This window comes from Streptomyces sp. YS-3, from assembly GCF_045257485.1.
GTDB lineage: Bacteria > Actinomycetota > Actinomycetes > Streptomycetales > Streptomycetaceae > Streptomyces.
In genome coordinates this window covers 1-572 of the sequence record NZ_JBJHPC010001203.1, presented here as the reverse complement: position 1 = coordinate 572, position 572 = coordinate 1, and the positions used below count along the sequence as shown (strand labels likewise).

At 77.1% G+C, this 572-nt stretch carries 1 protein-coding gene; it reads right to left on the bottom strand.

The window, feature by feature from the left end; all coding sequences use genetic code 11:
• Positions 1–572: BTAD domain-containing putative transcriptional regulator (locus tag ACJA3G_RS38310; RefSeq protein ID WP_406557586.1), on the bottom strand; the 572-nt coding region annotated here is incomplete at both ends.

Below are 572 nucleotides of genomic sequence, written 5' to 3'. Positions count from 1 at the left end.
CGCCCGTACCGTCCGAGCAGGGTCGTCTCGCGCAGCCCGAGCGCGGAGACGACGGCTCCGGGGACGGCGTCCGGGTGGTCGAGCGGGGCGAGCTCCACGAGCCAGGCGGGGCTGTGCGCGGCGGCCTCCTCGGCCAGCCGCGTCTTGCCGGAGCCGCCGGGCCCGGTGAGGGTGACGAGCCGGTGCGCGGCCAGGTCCTGCCGGATGGCGGCGAGTTCGGGCTCGCGGCCGACGAAGGAGGTGAGCCGGGGCCGCAGATTGCCCCGCGCCTCGGGGACGGGGTTGAGCAGTTCCCGGTGGAGGGCGGTCAGTTCGGGGCCGGGGTCGGTGCCGAGGGAGTCGGCGAGGGTGCGGCGGGCGGTCTCGAACGCCAGCAGGGCGTCGGCCGTACGCCCCTCGGCGCGCAGGGCGCGGATGAGCTGCGCGTGCAGGGGTTCGTCGTACGGGCGGGTCTCGATCAGCGCGGTGAGCTCGGCGGGGAGGTGGGCGGTGGCGCCGCGTCGCAGGTCCGCCTCGATACGGCCGCGTAGGGTGGCGCCGCGTCGCAGGTCCGCCTCGATACGGCCGCGTAG